This is a genomic window from Candidatus Schekmanbacteria bacterium (assembly GCA_003695725.1).
Lineage (GTDB): Bacteria > Schekmanbacteria > GWA2-38-11 > GWA2-38-11 > J061 > J061.
The window spans coordinates 1-3,690 of sequence record RFHX01000119.1; the positions used below are offsets into that span (position 1 = coordinate 1).

Genomic DNA, 3,690 nt, shown 5'->3' on the forward strand with positions numbered 1-3,690 from the left:
GATATATCTTTCGCAAAGAAATTTTAGAAGGTATGGTTTTGAAAATGAACAGGATAGTTTTTGGAAACAAGTTTTAAATGTTTGGCAGATATGACTTGACATCTGGAATTTCTAATTTGCGCTTGTATTTTAGGATGTTTTTAAGATTAAGATATCGTTATAAAAAATTAGACAAGCTGGTGTTTCTGTAAGATTGATTTTTTGCTTCTTCATTCGAATGCTTGGCTAAGCAGATTTTTAATTTGGAGAATGAGATTCAAAGACCTTCGGGATGAGCTTCATTTAAGTCTAATATTCCATTGATATCAGCTTTTTCGGATTAAACCATAAAAGCCTCTTGTATTCAAAATAGAAAATAAGTTATAAAAATTATTTCACAAAAGAGTAGTATTTGAAATGCATTCGATTTGCTGCAGTAGTTTTTAAACAATTTAAAGATTTTTTCTGGAAGAAATATTATTACAAGATTGATATGAGCAGATATATTTTAAAAAGAATTATGGCGATGATTCCTCTTTTTTTTGGTATTACACTCATAACTTTTACAGTCATTCATCTTGCACCCGGTGAGCCAACGGATTTGCAGACGCAGTTTAATCCAAAAGTTTCTGCACAAGCAAAACAACAACTTAGAAAACTCTATGGGTTAGATAAACCGCTGTATATTCAATATATCAATTGGCTGAAAAGATTTATCCTCCTTGACTTTGGGCGCTCTTTTTCTCCTGACAGAAGGCCTGTAATAGAAAAGATAAAGGAACGAATAGGCATAACCATAACAATAAATTTTCTTTCCCTTCTTATAATTTTTTTTATAGCTCTTCCTATAGGTGTTTTGTCTGCCGCCTATCAATATTCTCTTTTCGATAAAATTACCACAGTAGTGGTATTTGTAGGATTTGCAGTGCCTACCTTTTGGCTTGCTCTCTTATTGATGATTTTTTTTGGAGTTAATCTTAATTGGCTTCCAATATCCGGCATTAAATCTATAAACCATGAATCATTGAGCTTCCTTGGGAAAATCCTTGATTATGCTTCCCATCTTGTACTTCCTCTTTTTGTATCAGCATTTGGCGGACTTGCGGGTATTTCAAGATATGTGCGTTCAAATATGCTTGAGGTGATTAGGCAGGATTATATTACCACTGCTTGGTCAAAGGGGCTGGATAAGAAAGATGTTATTGGGAAACATGCCTTACGCAATGCACTTTTACCTGTAATTACAATTCTTGGCTTATCCATACCCGGACTTGTGGGGGGAAGCGTTATATTTGAGACAATCTTTGCCATACAAGGGATGGGACAACTTTTCTTTATGAGTGTTATGTCAAGGGATTATCCTGTCATTATGGGCACTCTTTCTATTAGCGCTTTTTTGACGCTTTTTGGAAATCTTATAGCTGATATTAGTTATGCCCTTGTTGACCCTCGCATCAGATATTAGAGGTTGGCTTTTATGCGGAAGGAAGATAAAAGAGATACACTTGTTAAGATTTTTTTTAGGAATTTTAAAAGAAATAAACTGGCAATTGCCGGTTTTGTAATGGTTGCCTTCTTTTTTATCATTGCTTTTTTGGCTCCTTATATTTCTCCCTATCCCCCAAATGAAATTGATGTAAAGCAGATTCTTCAACCTCCTAATAAAGAGCATATCTTTGGCACTGATACACTTGGGCGAGATGTTTTCTCAAGGGTGATTTATGGGTCGCAAATTTCATTGCTTGTGGGTTTTGTTGCTGTTGGGATATCCACTATAATAGGAATTATTCTTGGAAGTATTGCCGGTTATTATGGGAAAACTGTTGATTCTATTATTATGCGGTTCGTTGATATAATGTTATGTTTCCCTACATTCTTTCTAATACTTGCTGTCATTGCAATGCTTGAGCCAAGCATATGGAATATAATGGTTGTCATTGGCTTTACAAGTTGGATGGGAGTTGCCAGACTTGTTAGGGCAGAGATTTTGAGCTTGAAGGAAAGAGATTTTATCAATGCCGCAAAAGCAATTGGAGTTGGAGATATCAAGATAATGTTCTTTCATATTTTGCCAAATGCTATGGCTCCTGTGCTTGTTTCTGCAACACTGGGAATAGCTGCGGCAGTTTTGACGGAATCTGCATTGAGTTTTCTTGGATTGGGTGTACAACCGCCTGTTGCAAGTTGGGGAAACATTTTGACGGAAGGGAAAGACAATATTGAAATTGCTTGGTGGCTTTCTCTCTATCCGGGACTTGCTATATTGATGGCAGTTTTATCGTATAACCTTTTGGGGGAAGGTTTGAGAGATTCTCTTGACCCGCGCTTGAATGAATAACTTTAATGAGGAATTGAGATGGCAATTGTAGAAGATAGAAGACCGGATAAGATACAAGGTACAGATGGTGTTAGAGGTATCGTATTGTCTTCTTCTAATAAAAGGATAAAAGGACTTCACCCTCTTCAAGCATATATCAATGAAGGAGTTATTACAGAAGAATTTAGTTTTCTCTATGGCTATTGCCTCGGTAAATTCTTGAAAAGAAAAAAACTCTTGTCAGAAAAGGATTCAGTCGTAGTTGGATGGGATCCGCGTGACAAAGATGGATTTATCAATAGTTCATTTATTGAAGGATTGTCGCGAAGCTGTTGGAAAATTGTAATAGCAGGTACTGTACCAACGCCTGCGGCTGTAATTTTTATGCAGTATATTGGCGCTTGCTGTGCAGCTGTGCTTACTGCATCTCATAATCCACCAGACCAAAATGGTATCAAAATATTTCTGTCTCCCTTAGGAATGAAACTATTGCCGGTAGATGAGATAGAATTTACAAAGATGTTGTTTGACATAAATCTATATAAAGCAAAAAAAGAGAAAAAAGTTGCTGAAATTATAGAAATGCAAAGTGATGCTGTTGAATGTTTCAAAGAATTTATGATTGATCCAAGAAATCACCTCATTCCAAATGGATATGATAAATCGAATTTTCATATACTTTTGGATTCAGCCAATGGGGGATATTCAGGGATAGCAAAAGATGTTTTCAAAAAGGTTGGATTTGGGGATGTTGTGGAAACAGCAGGTGATTTGAAAGAAAATGTCAATGATGGGTGTGGCGTTACAATGGTTGAGGGAAAAAGTGTATGGGAGTTGTCTGATAAGAGTCATATGTCTCCTATAATTGAGAAGATGATGAGGATACTTTCACAGAAAAAAAATAGATTAAATGAAAAGAAGGATATTCTAACAGGATTGGTTTTTGATGCAGATGGGGATAGATTTATCCGTCTTGAAGCAGATTTAAGAGATAGAAAAATAGATATTTTAGATGGCGATAAAACGGCATCACTTGTGGCAAATTTTATGAGTTATCAATGGGAAGGAGTGAGTAATCCTCTTATTATCAATACAATTGAAAGCGATGCAGGTACAGGTGAATTTGCAGAATCCTTGGGATTCAACAATAAAGTAACAGGAGTTGGCGATAGATGGATTCTCTTTTATTTGATTATGGGATTGATTGAAGAAATCATAAAAAATAACAGGAGATTAGGACTTAGCATTTCTGGATTGAAAGAGCTTAAATCTCTTTATTCGAGTTTAAAGAAGGGAGAAAATTTGAGCGCTGTTGAAATTTCAAGGACTTTTGAATCTATCAATCTTTTCAAGAATAAGAATATGAGCACTAAAATAGGTGAATTGCTCCTGAA

At 35.6% G+C, this 3,690-nt stretch carries 3 protein-coding genes; all 3 read left to right on the forward strand.

From position 1 onward, the window contains the following. The first annotated feature begins 472 nt into the window (after nucleotides 1–472). On the forward strand, nucleotides 473–1,444 hold the full coding sequence (locus tag D6734_04835; GenBank protein RMF95859.1) for an ABC transporter permease: 972 nt from the start codon (nucleotides 473–475) through the stop codon (nucleotides 1,442–1,444). 12 nt (nucleotides 1,445–1,456) lie between these two features. Further along, entirely contained in the window at nucleotides 1,457–2,317 is an 861-nt protein-coding gene (locus tag D6734_04840) for an ABC transporter permease (GenBank protein ID RMF95857.1), read from the forward strand. An 18-nt stretch (nucleotides 2,318–2,335) separates the two neighbouring features. Next, nucleotides 2,336–3,690 (forward strand): hypothetical protein (locus D6734_04845; GenBank protein RMF95858.1); only part of this gene is annotated, 1,355 nt, incomplete at its 3' end.

Excerpts from the sequence above, each read along its gene's own strand:
- D6734_04835 (RMF95859.1), top strand. The coding sequence starts at position 473 with ATGAGCAGATATATTTTAAAAAGAATTATGGCGATGATTCCTCTTTTT.
- D6734_04840 (RMF95857.1), top strand. The coding sequence starts at position 1,457 with ATGCGGAAGGAAGATAAAAGAGATACACTTGTTAAGATTTTTTTTAGG.